The 18359-nt window shown below is 72.4% G+C and carries 11 protein-coding genes; 8 read left to right on the top strand and 3 right to left on the bottom strand.

Annotation, left to right across the window (positions count from 1 at the left end):
* Positions 1-53 precede the first annotated feature (53 nt).
* Positions 54-1505, bottom strand: a complete 1452-nt coding sequence (locus tag NYZ98_RS28605; protein WP_262846665.1) for a carotenoid oxygenase family protein — start codon at positions 1503-1505, stop codon at positions 54-56.
* An 86-nt stretch (positions 1506-1591) separates the two neighbouring features.
* Between NYZ98_RS28605 and NYZ98_RS28600 the strand changes: the two genes are divergently transcribed.
* From NYZ98_RS28600 to NYZ98_RS28590, 3 genes are all read left to right on the top strand, one after another.
* Positions 1592-2572 carry a winged helix-turn-helix transcriptional regulator gene (locus NYZ98_RS28600; protein WP_262846664.1) on the top strand — a complete coding sequence of 327 codons (981 nt, stop codon included), beginning with the start codon at positions 1592-1594 and terminating at the stop codon, positions 2570-2572.
* Between the two features lie 117 nt (positions 2573-2689).
* The gene (locus NYZ98_RS28595) at positions 2690-4336 is read left to right on the top strand and encodes a class I adenylate-forming enzyme family protein (protein ID WP_262846663.1); all 1647 of its coding nucleotides are present in this window, start codon (positions 2690-2692) and stop codon (positions 4334-4336) included.
* 187 nt (positions 4337-4523) lie between these two features.
* Positions 4524-5768, top strand: coding sequence for a cellulose-binding domain-containing protein (locus NYZ98_RS28590; RefSeq protein ID WP_262846662.1), 1245 nt, complete (start codon positions 4524-4526; stop codon positions 5766-5768).
* A 73-nt stretch (positions 5769-5841) separates the two neighbouring features.
* Here the strand turns inward: NYZ98_RS28590 and NYZ98_RS28585 are convergent, their stop codons facing one another.
* On the bottom strand, positions 5842-6735 hold the full coding sequence (locus tag NYZ98_RS28585; protein ID WP_262846661.1) for an arylamine N-acetyltransferase family protein: 894 nt from the start codon (positions 6733-6735) through the stop codon (positions 5842-5844).
* Positions 6736-6816: 81 nt separating this feature from the next.
* Between NYZ98_RS28585 and NYZ98_RS28580 the strand changes: the two genes are divergently transcribed.
* Genes NYZ98_RS28580 through NYZ98_RS28570 form a run of 3 tightly spaced genes read left to right on the top strand, consistent with a single transcriptional unit; the run spans position 6817 to position 11759 of the window.
* Positions 6817-7500 (top strand): response regulator transcription factor, encoded by a 684-nt coding sequence (locus tag NYZ98_RS28580; RefSeq protein ID WP_262846660.1) that lies wholly within the window; start codon positions 6817-6819, stop codon positions 7498-7500.
* 28 nt (positions 7501-7528) lie between these two features.
* On the top strand, positions 7529-10504 hold the full coding sequence (locus tag NYZ98_RS28575) for a DUF4153 domain-containing protein (RefSeq protein WP_262846659.1): 2976 nt from the start codon (positions 7529-7531) through the stop codon (positions 10502-10504).
* Positions 10505-10541: 37 nt separating this feature from the next.
* Entirely contained in the window at positions 10542-11759 is a 1218-nt protein-coding gene (locus tag NYZ98_RS28570) for a hypothetical protein (RefSeq protein ID WP_262846658.1), read from the top strand.
* A gap of 70 nt (positions 11760-11829) precedes the next feature.
* On the opposite strand, the gene NYZ98_RS28565 is transcribed toward NYZ98_RS28570, so the two are convergent.
* Positions 11830-12825: a LacI family DNA-binding transcriptional regulator gene (locus NYZ98_RS28565; protein ID WP_262846657.1), complete on the bottom strand. Its 996-nt coding sequence runs from the start codon at positions 12823-12825 to the stop codon at positions 11830-11832.
* Between the two features lie 741 nt (positions 12826-13566).
* Here NYZ98_RS28565 and NYZ98_RS28560 point away from each other — a divergent pair.
* Together NYZ98_RS28560 and NYZ98_RS28555 are read left to right on the top strand one after the other, a co-directional pair.
* Positions 13567-16380: a glycosyl hydrolase gene (locus NYZ98_RS28560; protein ID WP_262846656.1), complete on the top strand. Its 2814-nt coding sequence runs from the start codon at positions 13567-13569 to the stop codon at positions 16378-16380.
* Between the two features lie 147 nt (positions 16381-16527).
* Positions 16528-17991 (top strand): glycoside hydrolase family 16 protein, encoded by a 1464-nt coding sequence (locus NYZ98_RS28555; protein WP_262846655.1) that lies wholly within the window; start codon positions 16528-16530, stop codon positions 17989-17991.
* Positions 17992-18359 lie beyond the last annotated feature (368 nt).

Below are 18359 nucleotides of genomic sequence, written 5' to 3'. Positions count from 1 at the left end.
GTCCGTGGGAGACGTTTTAGCGGGCAAACAAGGATTTTCCCGATGGCGAACGTTCATCGGAGCTGGTCGGATCTCACCCACGTCGCGTGGAACCCGAGCGGCACCCGCTGGGGGATCAGGACGCGCGCGACCGGCCCGGCGGCCAGGTCGGACGCGGAGAGGATCTGCACCTCCGAGGTGCCCTCGCGCTCGTCGGTGACGAACGTGACGAGGTAGCCGTCGTCCTCGCCCGCCGACCCGTCGCGGGGGGCGAAGGGGGCCTCGCTGCCGTAGCGGTGCTCGCCGAAGCGGTGCTCCTGCTTGGCCCCGGTCACGTTGTCGTAGCGGACCAGGCCGTCGAACAGGTTGGTCTCGGCGTCCTTCACGGACACGTTGTAGGAGTACCTCGTGGCCCGGCCGGTCCGCCGTGCGTCGATCGAGGGGAACTCGGTGTTGTGGTCCTCGTCCACGAAGCCCTCCGAGGTCCGGCCGGTGCGCAGGTCGAACCGGTACCGGTACATCCGGGCGTCGAGCCTCAGGTACGACAGCATGCGCGCCAGCGGGCCGCCGTCGCCGGCGGGCGCCGGGCGCCCGACCCGGCAGACGTCCATCGTGATCTCGTCCCCGGACTCCCAGGCGTTGACCACGTGGTAGATGTAGCAGGGCTTGGCCTCGAACCAGCGGATCTGGTGGGCCTGGCCCCGGCGCGGGATCACGCCGAAGCGCGCGGGCAGCCCGCGGTCGAAGGTCAGCTTGTACCTGCCCTGCCGCGCCGCGTCGAGGTCCTGGTACAACGGCAGGTCCATCAGCACGGCGTGCTCGTCGGTGATCGCCATGTCGTGCGGCAGTCGCGCCCCGGGAAGCTCCAGCTCCACGCAGTGCTCGACCGTGCCGCCCGCGCCGACCACCCCGTAGCGCAGGTACGGCGCGCGGGGGCCGTAGTCGAACCAGAACAGCTCGCCGGTGCGCTCGTCCACCTTCGGGTGCGCCATGAAGTCGCCGGTCAGCGTGTCGAGGAAGGTCTCGGCGCCGAGCGTCTCCAGCGACAGCGGGTCCAGGGAGTACGGCGAGCCGCACAGGTACCACGTGGCCAGCACCCGGCCCTGGTGGAAGATCACGTCGGTGTTGGCGGAGTCCTTGAGGCGCAGCCCCCTGGCGGTGCCGGGCGGGTTGCCCTTCGGGTTCTCCATGACGCCGGTCCACAGCGACTCCCCGGCCGACGACTCGGCCTCGAAGGCCCGGGTGCGGACGTACCGGTTGCGGTAGCGCGCGCGGCCGTTCTCGAAGTGCATGGCGTGGACCATGCCGTCGCCGTCGAACCAGTGGTAGCGGCCCCGGACCGGGTGGCGGGCGTTCGGGCCGTTGCGCAGGTAGACGCCGTTCAGGTCGCGGGGGATCTCGCCGATGACCTTGAGGTTCTCGGCGGTGATCTGCTCGTGGACCGGGGCGTAGACGCCGAGCAGGTACGGGTTGGCCTCGTCCTGCTCGTCCAGGACCGTGGCGACCGCCATCGGCTTCTCACTCATGCCTGGAAACTACGATAATAAAAGTCAGCGAGTCAACGAGCGGCCGGCGGGCCCGGCCACCGCGCGCCCTGTTTAGAGTTGACGCGGTGAGCACCAAGGAGTTGCCGGTCATGGCCGGTGCGGTCAAGGCCGGGGCGCGAGCCCCTGCCGCCGCGGGGGACGACACCGATCTGAGCGCCATAGGGCGCGCGCTGGGCATCCTCGGGGACCGCTGGGTCCTGCTGATACTCCAAAGAGCGTTCCTGCTGCGCGTCCGCACCTTCGCGGCCTGGCGCGACCAGCTCGGCATCTCCGAGTCCGTGCTCGCGGCGCGGCTGAAGGAACTGGTCAGGCACGGCATCCTGGTCCCGGCCGCCTACCGCGACGGCCGCACCCGCTTCGAGTACCGGCTGACCGAGATGGGATTGCGCCTGTGGGCCTTCCTCGTCGCGATCCACAGCTGGGAGCGCGACTGGGCCGACCGGCCCGGCCTGCTGACGCTGACGCACGACACCTGCGGGCGGCCCACGCGGCCGTACCTGGCGTGCGAGGTCTGCCAGGAGCCGATGAGCGCCCGCGACACCCACACCGATCGCGGGCCGCTCGCCACCTTCTCCCGCATCGGAATGCCGCGCCACCACCGGCGCACCGTGCGCGGCGACCACCGCACCGACTTCCTCGGCTACTGCCCGCACTCCATGGAGATCCTCGGCGACCGCTGGAGCACCACGGTCCTGGCGGCGGCGTTCCTCGGCGTCCGGCGCTTCGTCGACTTCCAGGGCGAGCTCGGCATCGCGCCGTCGGTGCTCACCGACCGGCTGAAGCGGTTCGTCGAGCTGGGCGTGCTGCACACCGACTCCTACCGGCTCTACCGGCTCACCGACAAGGGCCTGGCCTTCTTCGAGGTCTTCGCCTTCCTCACCGACTGGGCCCAGCGGGAGCTGCCGGGCCCCGAGGGGTCCGGCCTCACCATCACCCACAAGCCCTGCGGCGCGGGGCTGCGGCCCGTCCTGCTCTGCCAGGTGTGCGACGGGGCGCTGGAGCGCCGGGAGGTCCACTTCGACATGTCCGCGCACGGTGGCCGGTAGCCGGGCGCGGTGACCCCCGGGCGGTCCGTGGCGGGTTCGCGGACATGATGTGCCCGATCGCCATTGACCAGCTAGCTTCTGTCTTCATAGTGTCGCTCCACCACGATGGGAGTCGCGATGAGGCTGCACGCGAAACAGCACGTCGACCACTTCACCTCAGGTGGATGGTGGACCGGCGACACGGTGGACCGGCTGTTCCAGGACCAGGTCGGCGCGCGGCCCTCGGCGGTCGCGATCGTCGACCCGCTCAACAAGCCCAGCCTGATGGACGGCCCCGCCAGGCGGCTGACCTGGGCCGAGCTGGGCGCTGAGGTCGACAGGGTGGCCGCGGTCCTGCTGGAGGCCGGCGTCGCCCAGGGCGAGGTGGTCGCGGTCCAGCTTCCCAACAGCGTCGAGCTGGCCATCGCCTTCCTCGCGGTGGCCAGGATCGGCGCCGTGGTCACGCCGCTGCCGGTGCAGTACCGCGAGTACGAGCTGGCGCAGGTGATCCCCCTGTCGGGCGCCAAGGTACTGGTGACCGCCGAGCGCGTCGGCGACCGCGACAACGCCGAGATCGTCCGCAGGCTGGAGCTGCCCGCGCCCCCGCTCGTGCTCGCCTGGGGCGACCCGGCGGGGGACCTCGCGACGGCGACCGCCGACCCCGGCCTGCTCGCCGCGCACCTCAAGGGCCTGGAGACCGACCCGAACGACTGCGTGACCATCTGCTGGACCTCCGGCACCGAGGCGACGCCGAAGGGCGTGCCGCGGTGCCACTACGACTGGTTCGCCGTCGAGTCCAACACCACCGCCGCACCCGCGCTGACCGGCGACGACGTGGTGCTGAACCCGTTCCCCATGGTGAACATGGCCGGCATCGGCGGGGTCTTCCTGCCCTGGTTGCGCACCGGCTTCCAGATGGTGCAGCACCACCCGTTCGACCTGCTCGTCTACCTCGACCAGATCACCGAGGAACGCGTCACCTACACCCTGGCCCCGCCGGCGCTGCTCACGATGCTGCTGCAGAAGCCGGAGATGCTCGACCGCTACGACATCTCCTCGCTGACCCGCGTCGGCTCGGGGTCGGCGCCCCTGCCGCCGTGGATGGTCAAGGGCTGGCAGGACCGCTACGGCATCTCCATCATCAACTTCTTCGGCTCCAACGAGGGCATCGCGCTGCTGTCCGACCCGGTGAACATCCCCGACCCCGAGGAGCGGGCGCGCTTCTTCCCGAGGCCGGGCGTCCCCGGCGGCCCGGCGACGCTGGCCGCCACGCGCGTGAAGCTCGTGGACCCCACGACCGGCGAGGAGGTCACCGAGCCGGGACGGCCGGGGGAGCTGCGCCTGTCCGGGCCGACCGTCTTCGCCGGCTACCTCGCCGGCACGGCCGCCGCCGACCCGTTCGACGAGGACGGCTACCTCATGACCGGCGACGTGTTCGAGATCGACGGTCCCGGCGGGCGTTACCTGCGGTACGTCGACCGTGCCAAGGACCTGGTCATCCGGGGCGGCATGAACATCGCGCCCGCCGAGCTGGAGTCGCTGCTGGCCGCGCACCCGTCCGTCGTGGAGGTGGCGGTCATCGGGTACCCCGACGAGGTGCTGGGGGAGAAGGTGTGCGCCGTCGTGGCGCCCCGGGGGGACGTCGACCTCGCCTCGATCGTGGCCTTCCTGCGCGAGAAGGGCATCGCCTCCTACAAGCTGCCCGAGCGGCTGGAGATCGTCGAGGGCCTGCCGCGCAACGCGCTCGGCAAGATCCTCAAGCGGGAGCTGCGCGAGCGGTTCTGAGCCCCGCGAGCTGAAATATTCAGCTCGTTCCCGCGATCCGCGAGGTCGGCGGGCGCGGGACGCCGGTGTCGTTGACACCCGGGCGCGCGGGGGGAACGATCGGCGGTCGAGTGCGGCGAGTGGTCCCGGCCCGACGCGTGGGAGCGCTCCCATCCTTCGAGAGCCTCCGCAGAAAGCGAGCGATCCCATGAGTGCTCCCCCCGACGGCCGCCCGTTCCCGCCGCCCTGGCCGTCGCCGGCGGGGCCGGCCTGGTTCCGGCAGTACACGATGCGGGAGCTCCTCGCCGTCGTGGCCACCCTGCTCGCCGTCGCCGCCGTCCTGATCCCCGCGCGCGCCGCCTCGGCCGCCGACCCCGCCTGCCGGGTGGACTACACCGTGAACCAGTGGGGCGGCGGGTTCACCGCCTCGGTCACCGTGACCGAGCTCGGCCCCGCGGTGTCCGCCTGGGACCTCCGGTGGACCTTCGCCGCCGGCCAGCGGGTCACCTCCGCCTGGAACGCCGCGGTCACCCAGTCCGGCACCTCGGTGAGCGCGGTCAACCTGCCCTACAACGGCTCCCTGCCGACCGGTGGCTCCACCTCCTTCGGCTTCCAGGGCACCTGGACGTCGGCCAACCCGGTCCCCGCGGACTTCTCCCTCAACGGCGTCTCCTGCAACGGCTCCGGCCCGTCCACCCCGCCCGTGACCCCCACCCCCACCCCCACGGTGACCCCGACGCCCACGCCGACGCCCTCGGTGCCGGCGGGCTGCTCGGGGGCCGTGGTCTGCTCGGGGTTCGAGGACCAGGCGGGCGGCACGCCGAGCGGTGACTGGCAGGTCGTCACCCCGAGCTGCCAGGGCACCGGCACCGCCACGATCGACACCGCCACCGTCCACAGCGGCTCCCGTTCGCTCCGGGTGAACGGCGGAGGCGGGTACTGCAACCACGTCTTCGCGGCCACCACCAAGACCGTCTCCTCGACCGGCCCGGTGGTCTACGCGCGCATGTGGGTACGGCACACCACCACGCTCCCCGCCTCGCACGTCACCATGATCACGATGGCCGACGCGGCGAACGGCAACAAGGACCTGCGCGTCGGCGGCCAGAACGGCGCCCTGCAGTGGAACCGCGAGTTCGACGACGCCACCCTGCCCGAGCAGAGCCCGACCGGCGTCGCGCTGAGCACGCCGCTGGCCACCGGCCGCTGGGTCTGCCTGCGGTACCAGATCGACACCACCAAGCAGGCGATGAGCACCTACGTGGACGACCAGGAGGTCGCCGGCCTGCACCTCGACACGACGCCCACCCGCGACGTCGACTCCCAGTGGCTCAGCCGCACCACCCCGCCGCGCCCGGCGACCCTGCGGCTCGGCTGGGAGAGCTACGGGGGCGACGCGGACACGCTGTGGTTCGACGACGTGGCCTTCGGCTCCGCGCCCATCGCCTGCTGAGGCTCCGCCCGTTTTCTGCTGAGGCTCCGCGCGCCGATCACCCCCCGACCGGCCGTGGGCCCCGTGCCCGGCCTCAGGCCGACACCGGCGACGCGGGGCCGGTGAGGTCCGTCCGGGGGGCGGCCGACGCGAGCCACTTCTCGTGCGACTCGCTCAGCCGCCCCCACAGGGCGTCCTTCTCCCCGGGGGTGACGTCGTCCAGGGTCAGGCCGAAGATGTCGGCCAGCGCCTCGAAGTAGTCGCGCCGGCCGGAAAGCACCGACGACCCCTCCGCCGAGCCGATGCGGCTCAGCACCAGGCCGCGGACGCAGTCCACCCCGGCGGCGTCGCGCCGCTGCACGGTCAGCACGTGCCAGAACGCCGTGTCCCGCGACGTCGACAGGTACGTGTGCATGTCCTTGAACTGCGACATCACGGCCGCCTCGGGGCGGAAGTCCATCCGGTGGAAGCTGCCGCGCGGGTCGTGGTCGAAGCGCCAGCCGCCCGGCTCGAGGTCAGAACGCCGCAGCCGGTACTGGAACGGCCCCTGCCGGTAGATGCCCTCGACCAGGGGGAGCGGCTCGTGGATCCCGTCGCCGAGCCCGACGTCGACGAACCAGACGCCGTCCGGGCAGCGGTGCGACGGCAGCCCGGACACGGTCAGCGCGACATGGTGGCCGGTGTGCCCGGCCAGCGACCTCGGCACCCCGTTGTGGCGGGTCACCTGGTAGCCCAGCTCCTCCAGCAGCAGCGCGAAGGCGCCGTTGAGGTGGAAGCAGTAGCCGCCCCGGCCGAGGAAGACCCGCCCGGCCGACTCCACCGGGTCCACCGTCGTGTGCCGGCCCAGCCAGATGTGGAAGAACTCGTACGGCACGCGCTCGACGTGCGCGGTGTGCAGCCGCACCAGCGACTCCACGCTCGGCGGACCGGCGAGACCACCCAGCCCGAGGCGGTTGAGATACGCGGGAACGTCCAGGGATCGTGTCACGGACGAAGCTAATCAAGACTGCATGGGATCTGCACATCTTGCCCGGAAGAGTCTGCACGAGACCGCCCTAACCTTACGTGCGTGACAGACCAGCGGCGCATCCTCGTCGTCGAGGACGACAGCACCATCGCGTCGGCTCTGCGGAGCCGGCTGCTCTCCGAGGGCTTCGAGGTCCGCGTGGCCGGCGACGGCGAGCAGGCCCTCGTGGCCTACGCCAAGGCCGAGCCCGACCTGGTGATCCTCGACCGGCTGCTGCCCGGCCTGGACGGCGTCGAGGTGTGCCGGCGCATGCAGGCCGCCCGGCCCGTCCCGGTGCTGATGCTGACCGCGCTCGGCGAGGAGACCGACCTGCTCGTCGGGCTCGGCGTCGGCGCGGACGACTACCTCACCAAGCCGTTCAGCATGCGCGAGCTGGTCGCCAGGATCCACGCCCTGCTCCGCAGGGTCGAGCGGGCGGTCCAGCTCGCCCACGAGGACACGGTGATCCGCGTCGGCACCGTCGAGATCAACACCGCCGAACGCAGGGTCTTCGTGGGCGGGGCCGAGGCCCGGCTGACCCGCACCGAGTTCGACCTGCTCAGACGCCTCGCGGAACGCCCCGGCCACGTCTTCGAGCGCGAACGGCTGCTCTCCGACATCTGGGGCTTCTCCGAGGCCGCCGCCACCCGCACCGTCGACAGCCACGTCCGCGCGCTGCGCCGCAAGCTCGGCTCGGGGATCGTCCGCACGGTGCACGGCGTCGGCTACGCCCTGGTCAAGCCGTGAGGCGGCCGGGCCGTGCGCGGGCGGCGTCGTGAGGCCGCTCGACTTCCTCGGCCGGATCAAGGTCAAGTTCGGCCTGGTCATCCTGCTGGCCGTCGCCACCGCCTTCGCCCTCAACGAGTACGGGCGCTGGCTCGGCGTCGTCCCGTTCGTGCGCATGGGCCTCGCGGCGCTGCTCAGCCTCGGGGCGGTCCAGCTCCTCGGCCGGGGCATGACCAGGCCGCTGCGCGAGATGGCCGCCGCCGCGCAGACCATCGCCAAGGGCCGCTACGGCATGCGGGTCAGCGCCAGCTCCCGCGACGAGGTGGGCGAGCTGGCGCGGGCCTTCAACGCCATGGCGGCCGACCTCGGCGAGGTGGACCGGCAGCGCCGCGAGCTGGTGGCCAACGTGAGCCACGAGCTGCGTACGCCCATCACCGGGCTGCGCGCGCTGCTGGAGAACCTGGTCGACGGCGTCTCCGAGCCCGACACCGCGACCCTGAGCACGGCACTCGACCAGGCCGAACGCCTCGGCCGCCTGGTGGCCCAGCTTCTGGACCTGTCACGGCTGGACTCCGGCGCCCGGCCCATCGAGCCGGAACCGGTGGACCTGGAGCCGCTGTGCCGCCAGGCCGTACGGGAGGCGGGCCTCGCGCGCGACGACGTGCGGCTGTCGAGCGCGGTGTCGCCCCGGCTCGGGGTCGACGCCGACCCCGCCCTGCTCGGTCAGGTGCTGGCCAACCTGCTGGACAACGGCGTGCGGCACAGCCCGCCCGGCGGGACCGTCCGGCTGGAGGCACGGCCCGAGGGGGCGGGCGTACGGCTCAGCGTGACCGACGAGGGACCCGGCATCCCGGCGCCCGAACGTCCCCGGGTGTTCGAGCGGTTCTCCCGCCTGGACGCCGCGCGGGCGGGCGGCGCGGGGCTGGGCCTGGCCATCGTCAAGGAGATCGTCGAACTGCACGGCGGCTCGATCAGGGTCGCCGACTCCCCGGCCGGCTGCCGAATGGTCGTCGACCTGCCAGGAAGGATGACCGCCATGGACGGCGCACCGGAAGATCCGCTCGGCGAGCCCGAGCCGGCCGAGGCCACCGATCCGCCTCGGGTGGCCCACGAGCCCCCGCCCGAGGAACGGCCAGTCCCCGCCTCGCCGGAGGCCGTCACGCCGCCGCCCGGCCATGCGGCGCCTTCCCGGCTGATGGCGGACGTGCCGTCGTCGCCGGGTACGGCGGCGGACGGTGCGCCGTCGCCGTCGCCGTCTCGTCCGGCGGGTGACGGTGTGCCGTCGCCGTCCCGTCCGGCGGGGGACCGGGTGCTGGTGTCGTCCCCTCCGGCCGGGGACCGTGTGCTGGTGTCGTCCCCTCCGGCCGGGGACCGTGTGCCGGCGTCGTCCTCATCGGCCGGGGACCGGGTGCTGGTGTCGTCCCGTCCGGTGGCGGGCCAGGCTCAGGGGCCGTCCCGTCCGGCGGCGGACCCCGTGCCGTCGTCCCCTCCAGCGGTGGCGGACCGCGTGCCGCCGGCCAGGTCCGGGGCGGGCGGCCCGCCGGGGGACTACGTCCCGCCCGCGCTGTTCCCGAGGCCCGACCTGCCCGAGACGCCGCGCGGCCTGCTGCCGCTGGCGTCGGCGGTCGGCCTGCTGGCGGCGATCGTCCTGCCGTTCGGACCGCCGGGGCTGGCGATCCTGCTCGTGGCCGTGGCCGCAGGTGCCGCCGTGCTCCCCGCCGCGCGCCACCGGCTCACCCCCTGGCCGGTGGCCTTCGGCCTGGTGGCGTACGCGCTGGTGGCCGTCGTCGTGGTCCGGGACTCGATGTGGCTGGCCGCCCCCCTGCTGCTCGCGGGGTTCGGGATCGCGGCCCTGGCGCTGTCGGGAGCCGGACGCGGCTGGCTCGGGGTGATCAGGGGCGGGCTGTCGGTCTGCCTCGCCGTCTTCCCGCTCCCGTGGTTCCTGTCGGCGTCGGTGAAACGGGCCGGCCGGGGCCGCCCCATCGGGCCCATGCTCGGTGGGGCGGCACTGGCGGCGATCCTGATCGTCGTCTTCGGGGTGCTCTTCGCCTCGGCCGACGCCGTCTTCTCTTCGATCGTCGACCGCCTTTTCACCGCACCTGACTGGTTCTCGACCCTGCCGAGCCGGTTGTTCGTCTTCGCGGTGTTCGCCGGGCTGGTGGCGGCGGCGACGCTCGTTGCCCTGCGCCCGCCCGTCGAGCCGGTCCTGCCCGATCTGCGCGGCCGGGTGAACGGCACCCTGTGGATCACCCCGCTGGTCGCGCTGAACCTGCTGTTCGCCCTGTTCGTGGGCGTGCAGATCACCACACTGTTCGGCGGCAACCGCAAGGTCGTGGAGACCGCCGGGCTCACCTACGCGGAGTACGCCAGGTCAGGGTTCTTCGAACTCGTCACGGTCAGCGTCTTCGTCCTGGGCGTCGTCGCCGTTGCCTCCGGCGTGATCGCCCCGAAGGGGCGGCAGCGCCTGCTGCTCGCCGGGCTGCTCGGCCTGCTGTGCGCGTTCACCGTGGTGATCCTCGCCTCGGCCCTGCACCGGCTGGGCCTGTACACCGACGCGTACGGCCTGTCGAGGATGCGGGCCACGGTCGGGGCGGCCATCTGGTGGCTCGGCGCCGTCTTCGCGCTGGTGCTGGCGGCGGGCGGCCTGCGGCTGGCGGGCCGGGGGGCGGCCTGGCTGCCGCGCCTGCTGGTGCTGGTGACCGGGCTGTCGCTGGTGGCCTTCGCCGCCTGGAACCCCGACCTGCGGGTGGCCGAGAACCAGTTGCACGACCGCGGCGTCACGGGCCTCGACGTGGATTACCTCATCGACCTCGGGGCCGAGGCGGTGCCCGCCGTGGACGCGCTGCCGGAACCACTGCGAAGCTGCCTGCTGCGGCGGATGCCCATCGTCGGCGAGCTGGGCGAACCCGAGCCGTGGACCGGGTGGAACCTCGCCCGCCACAACGCCCGCGAACTGCTCCGCGCCAGGCCGCCCGCGGACCCGTCTGCCCTCCGCTGCGAAGATATAGGGTCGCCTGGGACATAGGTCATTGGCGGCGGGCTCGGTGAAAGGCACGGCTGCGTTGGACGGTTCGGTTTACGTCTATGTCGAGGACGTGCGAGACGAGGGCGTCGCCCAGGTCCTCGACCGGATCGCCGGGTACGGGATGCGGGAGATCACGGTCGCCGCGGCCTACCACGCGGCCCGCGACGTGACCCCGCACGGCGCCTCGCGGGTGACGATCCGCTCCGACGGGGTGCACTTCCCGCCGCCCCCCGACCTGTTCGACGGCCTGCGCCTGGTGCCGCCCATGCAGGCCGGCGCCCGCGACGAACCCCTCGCCATCCTGCGCGAGGCCGCCGCCGACCGGCGGATGGCCGTGCACGGGTGGACGGTGTTCCTGCACAACACCACCCTCGGCCTGGCCAACCAGGACGTGACCGTGCAGGACTGCTTCGGCGGGCGCGGCTTCCCCGCCGCCCTGTGCCCGGCCCACCCCGACGTGCGCCTGTACGCCGTGGCGCTGGCCAGGTCGGTGGCCCGCCAGGGCGTGCACAGCGTGGTCGCCGAGTCGCTGCACTTCGGGGCGTTCGCCCAGGGATATCTGAGCGAACGGTGCTTCGTCCCGCTCGGTCCGATGGACGAGTTCCTGTTCGGCCTGTGCTTCTGCCAGTGGTGCATGCGGCGCGCCACCGACCTCGGGGTCAAGGCGGAGGTCGCGCGGGAGGAGTGCGCCCGCATCGTCGGCGGGGTCCTGGACGGCGACCCGCCCGCGCAGGGCGAGGTGACCCGCGCGGCCCTGACGGCCTACGCGGGCCCCGAGGTGGTGGCGTACGCCAGGGCCCGCTCCGAGACCGTGACGTCGCTGGTCAGCGAGGTGGCGTCGGCGGTGTCCATGGAGGGCTCCCGGCTGACGTTCCTGGACGGCACCGGCCACCGCAAGGGGTACGCCGACGGGCTGCCCCCGGCCGGCCTCGCGGCGCACGACGCCTGGCAGCTCGGCGTGGACCTGGTCGCGCTCGGGGACCTGGTGCCGTCGTTCGGCGTCCTCGCCTACGCCAGGGACGCCGCGCGGGTGGCCGACGACGTGGGCGCCTACCGGCGGTCGGTCGGCAACGACCGGGAGCTGCGGGTGGTCCTGCGTCCCGGCCGGCCGGACACCGACTCCGAGGACCGGCTGGCCGCCAAGGTGCGCGCGGTCAAGGCCGCCGGCGGCGACGCCGTCGACTTCCACGCCTACGGGCTGGTGCCGTACAGCGTCCTGAACCGCATCCCCGGGGCCGTCGGCCGCAAACTCTGACCCGCCGCGCGGAGGTTCCACGTGCGACCGGATCTCCCGGCGCCTCAGGCGGACTGGGCGCTGCGCGGGTTCAGGCGGACTCGCGGACGACCAGCTCGCTCGGCAGGATGATGTGATCGCTCACCCTGTCCTTGAGCGGGGTGAGCAGCAGCCGCACCATCGCGGTCGCCTGCTCGTTGATCGGGTGGCGCACGGTGGTGAGCGGCGGGTCGGTGTACCGCGCGGCCTCGATGTCGTCGAAGCCCACCACCGCCACGTCGTCGGGCACCCGGCGCCCGGCCTGCCGCAGGGCCTGGAGCGCGCCGATCGCCATCGGGTCGTTCGCCGCGAACACCGCGTCCAGCGAGGGGTCGTCCTCAAGGAGCTGCCGCATCGCCGCCGCGCCGGACGCGCGGGTGAAGTCGCCGACCGCGACGATGGACCGGCGGTCGGAGTCTCGAAGCGCTTCGCGGTAGCCGGTCAGCCGGTCCTGCCCGCCGATCATGTCCTGCGGTCCGGCGATGGTCGCGATGCGCCGCCGCCCGGTGGCCAGCAGGTGCCGTACGGCCGCCGCCGCCCCGCCGACGTTGTCGTTGTCGACGTAGGGCAGCTCCACCGCGACGGCGGGCCGCCCGTACGACACGACCGGCACGCCCATCCGGTTGAGCGCGGCCGGCAGCGGGTCGGCGCCGTGCATGGACAGCAGCAGCACCCCGTCGACGTGCCTGCCCGAGATGTAACGCTCCACCCTGGCGTGACCGCGCGGGTTGCTGGCCAGCATGAGCACGATCTGCTTGTCGGCGGCCTCCAGCTCGCCGCTGACCGTGCGGACCACGATGGAGAACAGCCGGTCGTCGGAGAAGACCCGCGTCGCCGGCTCGGAGATGACCAGCGCGATCGAGTCGGTGCGCTGGGTGACCAGGCTGCGGGCGGCCGAGTTGGGGACGTACCCCAGCTCGTTCACGGCACGCAGCACCGTGTCCCTGATCTCCGGGGTGACCGTCGCCTGGCCGTTGACGACCCGCGAGACGGTGGCCCGGGAGACGCCCGCGCGCGCGGCGACCGCCTCCAGGGTGGGTCGTTTCATCTCAGAGCCTTGTCTTCCGCGGGTGAGGAGGTCATCGGGTGAGGCCGTTGTTCCGGAATGGCGTTCCGGCACCACAGCCCGCTGTCCTTGGGGAGCCGCCGCTTGGTCTCGGGTCGAGCCTCCGGCGGTACCTATCGTGCCACTCGAAGTCGTCAAGTAGCGACCATACGAGGTACGCCCGAAGATCTTCATCGGCGCGGGCGCGCGGACGGGCCGCGCGACAGGGGAAGGCGGCCGGGACGGGGCGGCCGGGGGAGCGGGATCCGGCCCGTGCGGCGGCATGCGCGCGGAGCGCTCGCCGGGGTCTTTCCCCGTCGCGGAGAGAGCGCTCTCGGATCAGGATGCGGTCGGCGGTCTCGTGCGTCAATACGGGCCCTCATGGCAAGGACTGTTCACTGTCACCTCGGCGATCGCAGTGAGAGGTGCTCTGCTGATGATCGTCCGGCTTTCTCGCTGGTGGGGAGAGCAAGGGTCGCGCGGGCGCCCCCGGCGCGGGCCCGCGATCAATTGGAGAGCGCTCTCATGATCTTCGAGAAACTTTCCCTCGCTGTTGACAGCGATTGTCAGCCCATCTAGCGTCAGCGGCGCCGAGAGCGTTACGCGCACGTTACGCCGACGCGAACACCACGTTCCCAGAGCTGTGCGGGCCACGAACGGCCGTCGGGCCCGCGCCACGGAGTTGTCGCCGCCGCCACCGCCTCCCCGAGGCGGGTCGGTCCCCCCACGACGAAAGCTCGCCGCATGATCTTCGATCTCCGCCAGAACATCCCTTCGAGGCGACGGTCCGCCGCGGTGGCCGTCGCCGCCCTGCTCGCCGGCCTCCTCGTGACCGTCCCCGCCACCCCCGCCGGCGCCGCAACCGTCAGCGTGGGAGCCGGCGGCTACACGACCGACCTGCCGGCCGGAGCCGTCGGCCCGACCAACACCGCCGGAGCCGCCGTCACCCCCAAGGTCACCTCGGCCGTCACCGCCAAGGTGCCGACCAACGACTGGTGGTCCTCGCTGGCCTTCCAGCGCTACGCGGGCAACCCGTACTCCGAGAACATGTACGCCCACCCCCTGGCCTTCCACGCCGTCGCCGGCGGGCTGGAGGTCAGCTACCCGACCAACCCCGCCATCTCGGCCAGCCAGTACGACTACGGCCACGCCCGCGACCTCACCCTCGGCGTGACCGGGCTCAACGCGCCCTCCACCCAGGTCGACGGCTGGTCGGACTGGACCGTCACCCCGTACTGGTCCGACGGCACGCGCACGCTGCGCGCCACCATCGGCCACGGCCTGCCGTTCGTCTACGCCACCCCCTCCGGCGGCAACGGCCAGGTCGGCTTCGTCGCCACGCCCACCATCTGGGCCGACCGGGGCAACGTCCTCGGCGCCACCGTCAACGGGCACGACTACGCCCTCTTCGCGCCGACCGGCACCGACTGGGCCATCTCCGGCACGACGGCGACCGTCGCGCTCGGCGGCAAGAACTACTACTCCGTCGCCGCCCTGCCCGCCCGTGGCGCACTGGACCTGTTCGCCAAGTACGCGTACTCGTTCGTCACCGGCACCAAGGTGAGCTGGTCGTACGACGAGGCCGCCGCGCGGCTGACCACCACCTACACCGCGACGACCACCGCCAAGGAAGGCACCCAGACAGGGACCCTGCTCGCCCTGTACCGGCACCAGTGGCTCACCACCACCGACGCGCTGACCACCTACACCTACGCCTCGCCGCGCGGCACGATGAAGCTGCGCGAAGGCGGCGCGTTCAGCACGCGGCAGACCTTCCACGGCGTCCTGCCCGCCCTGCCCGACCTCGGCGCCTACGACCGCACCCGGCTCGGCGACTTCGTCCGGCAGGAGGCCAACGCCGCCGACCCCTGGAAGGGCGCCGGCGACACGTACTGGACCGGCAAGGCCCTCGGCCGGCTCGCGCAGCTCGTCCCCATCGCCGAGCAACTCGGCGACACCACGTCCCGTGACAAGCTGCTCGGCCTGCTCAAGACCGAGTTGCAGAGCTGGTTCACCGCCGGTGGCGAGCAGTTCCGGTACGACGCCACTTGGGGCATCCTGACCGGCTACCCCGCCTCGTACGGCAGCGACTCCGAGGTCAACGACCACCACTTCCACTACGGCTACTACCTGATGGCCGCCGCCACCGTCGCCCGCTACGACACGGCGTGGGCCGCCGACGGCCAGTGGGGCGGCATGGCCAAGCTCCTGGCCCGCGACGCCAACAACTGGGACCGCACCGACACCCGCTTCCCGTTCCTGCGCAACTTCGACCCGTACGCGGGCAACGGCTGGGCGTCCGGCCACCAGGGCTTCGCCGCCGGGAACAACGAGGAGTCGTCCTCCGAGGGGATGAACTTCGCGGCGGGCGCGCTGCTCCTCGGCGCCGCCACCGGCGACACCGCCCTGCGCGACCTCGGCATCTACCTGTACACCACCCAGGCCGCCACCATCGGGCAGTACTGGTACGACGTGGACAACGCGGTCTTCCCCAGCGGGTTCACCCACGACACCGCCGGAATGGTCTGGGGGGACGGCGCCGCCTACGCGACCTGGTGGACCGGCAACCCCGAGGAGATTCACGGGATCAACTACATGCCCATCACCGGCGGCTCCCTGTACCAGGGCCTCTACCCGGCCAAGATCAGGGCCGGGCTCGCCGAGATGGAGGCCAACAACGGCGGGCCGGCGGTGGAATGGCGCGACCTCATCTGGCAGTACCGCGCCCTGGCCGACCCGGCCGCCGCCAAGGCCAACTGGGACGCCGGATGGAACGCCTACGACCCCGAGTCCGGCGACTCCAAGGCGCACGAATACCACTGGATCTACAACCTGGCCAGGCTCGGCACCGTCGACGCCTCCGTGACCGCCAGCACCCCGACGGCCGCCGTCTTCACCCTGAACGGCACCCGGACCTACGTGGCGCACAACTACGGGACCTCCGCCCGAACCGTCACCTTCTCGGACGGCAGGACGCTGGCGGTGCCGGCCAGGTCGACCGCCACCAGCGCCGGCGGCACCACTAACCCGCCCGACCCGACGCCGACCCCCACCCCGACCCCCACCCCGACGCCCACCCCGCCCGTCGGGTCCCCGACCCTGTACCTGCAGGCCGGCGGCGGCCTGTCCGGCACCGCAGGAACGGCCGGAGCCGACACCGTCACCTCGGCCGGCGGCGGAACCCACGACGGCACCCCGTTCAACCCGATCGTCTACACCGCGAGCGGCCTGACCATGGCCTACACCGGCGGTGCCACCGCGTTCGACCTGTTCCTCGACGCCGGCGCCTCGGTCGGCAACGGCGTCCAGGCCCGCGTCTCGTACGACCTGACGGGCGACGGCACCTACGACCGCGTGGAGACCTACCGGTACTTCGCCACCGACCCGGTCACCGGCTGGGAGCACTCCACCCAGGCGGCGGGCCTGGCCTCCTCCTCCGGAACCCTCGGCAACCTGGCCGGCGGCCGGGTCCGGCTGGAGGTCTGGTCCGCCATCGGCTCCGCCCCCCCCGCCCTGGGCCCCGGCACCCGCCCCCTCATCCCCCGCCCCTACACCTGATCCCCTGACCCCCCCCCGCGGCATGACCCGGCTCGTACCTCGGTACGAGCCGGGTCCCTCCCAACTTCCGCCGCCATCGCCTCTGAGCGCCGATCACGAAATCCCTTAGCCCTCAGCCCTAGAACGTGTGATCTGTCCCCTCCAGAGATGAGGATCATCATGGGCACGTCCACCAACCCGCCCGCGAGAGGCCGCCCCCGGGTCCGCTCCCGGGTCCGCCCCCGGCTCCGTCTCCTGCTGACCGTTCTCGGCGCGGCGCTGATCCCTGTGATCGCGATGACCGTCACCGGTGGCGCGGCCGGCGCGGCCGTACCCGCCACACCCAGCGGCTGGAGCCTGGTGTGGAGCGACGACTTCAACGGCGCGGCGGGATCGCCGCCCTCGTCGGCGAACTGGATCACCGACACCGGCCACGCCTACCCGGGCGGCCCCGGCAACTGGGGGACCGGTGAGATCCAGAACTACACCGCCAGCCCGTCCAACCTCAGCTTGGACGGCGCCGGCAACCTGCGCATCACCCCGATCAAGAGCGCCTCGGGCGAGTGGACCTCCGGGCGCGTCGAGACGCAGCGATCCGACTTCAAGCCGGCCGCGGGACGCATCCTGCGGATCGAGGGCCGCATCCAGATGCCCAACGTCACGGGTGACTCCGCCCTCGGCTACTGGCCGGCGTTCTGGGCGCTCGGCGCGCCGTACCGGGGCAACTACTGGAACTGGCCCTCGACCGGCGAGTTCGACATCATGGAGAACGTCAACGGGATCAACGCCGTGTGGGGCGTCCTGCACTGCGGCGTGAACCCCGGCGGCCCGTGCAACGAGACCACCGGCCTCGGCGCCAACCGCCCCTGCCCCGGCTCGACCTGCCAGGCGGCCATGCACACCTACCGGTTCGAATGGGACCGCGCCGCCAGCCCCAACCAGCTCCGCTGGTACGTGGACGGGCAGCAGTTCCACAGCGTCGCCCAGAACCAGGTGGACGCCACCACCTGGACCAACATGACCGGCCACGCCGGATACTTCATCCTGCTCAACGTCGCCATGGGCGGCGCCTTCCCCAACGCGCTCGGCGGCTCGACGCCCACCGCGGCCACCGTCTCGGGACGGCCCATGGTCGTCGACTACGTCGCGGTCTGGCAGAGCGGCTCCGGCACGCCGACCCCGACCCCGACCCCGACCACGTCGAACCCGCCGGGAGGCGGAGTGGACGCCCGGTCGACCATCCAGGCCGAGGCGTACCAGGCCCAGTCCGGCACCCAGCTCGAGACCACGACCGACAGCGGCGGCGGCCAGAACGTCTCGCACATCGCCAACGGCGACTGGCTCCGCTTCGACGGCGTCAACTTCGGCGGCTCGGCGGCCACACAGTTCAAGGCGCGCGTCGCCTCCGGCGCCGGAGGCGGTGTCAGCGGCCTGATCCAGGTACGCCTCGACAGCCTGACCGCCACCCCCATCGGCGACTTCGCCCTCGGCGACACGGGCGGCTGGCAAAGCTGGCGAACCGTACCCGCCAACATCGCCGGCGTCACCGGCACCCACACCGTCTACATCACCTTCACCAGCGGCCAACCCGCCGACTTCGCCAACCTGAACTGGCTAACCTTCTCCACCTAACCCACCCCTCTCCACCAACCACCCACTGACAACAACCCTTCTCGCCACGTCGGCTCCCGCGATCGGGCGCCGACGCGGCGGGACGATGACCGGCCAAGCCGACGCCCGCTACCACGCCAAGCCCCCCTGAAAATGGTCCTCGCCTTCGGCTCGGGCAGTTTTCCAAAGGCCTAGCGGCCCTACCGATCCCCCACCACATCAAGGACCTACCGGCCCCAATGCTCCAGAGGCCAACCGGCCTAGCCCACCCCCCGTTTCCCGCTCGCGCGCTTACCCCCCCGAGGACCACCACGTGCGCGCTCCCGTCGTTCACACAGCCCACGAGCGCACAGAACTGGGAACCGTCCTTGCCCAGATAACCTCCCCCC

Origin of the sequence: Sphaerisporangium corydalis, from assembly GCF_025506355.1 — a bacterium.
Classification (GTDB): Bacteria; Actinomycetota; Actinomycetes; order Streptosporangiales; family Streptosporangiaceae; genus Sphaerisporangium; species Sphaerisporangium corydalis.
Note: the sequence above shows the minus strand (reverse complement) of the source record. Positions and strands in the feature narration are given on the sequence as shown.